General features: G+C 61.4%; 1 protein-coding gene. It reads left to right on the forward strand.

The window, feature by feature from the left end; genetic code table 11:
• Positions 1-78 precede the first annotated feature (78 nt).
• Positions 79-396, forward strand: a 318-nt coding sequence (locus AC1D1Y_RS26755; RefSeq protein ID WP_477685007.1) for a fumarylacetoacetate hydrolase family protein, incomplete at its 3' end; no start/stop codon positions are given.

The following is a 396-nucleotide window of genomic DNA, read 5'->3' on the forward strand; positions in this document are numbered from 1 at the left end:
GCCCCGTGCAGCAGGCCCTCGGCCTGTGGCGCGAACAGCGCAACTGATTTCTCCCCTTTTCCTTCGAGAACACACCCCATGAACTATGTGATCCAACCCGCCGCCATCCCTTCACTCACCGTGGCCGGCATAGCCGAACGCTTTCCGGTCAACCGCATCTTTTGCGTGGGCCGCAACTACGCCGCCCATGCGCGCGAAATGGGCAAGGACCCTGATCGCGATCCACCGTTCTTCTTCATGAAACCCGCCAACGCGGCGGTCGACGCCGCATCGCCAGCGCGCATTCCCTATCCACCCAAGACCGCCAATTTCCACCACGAGATCGAACTCGTCGTGGCCATTGGCAAAGGCGGCAAAAACATCGCGCAGGCCGATGCGCTGAGACATGTCTACGGT

Source organism: Polaromonas sp. P1_G1 (assembly GCF_056405595.1).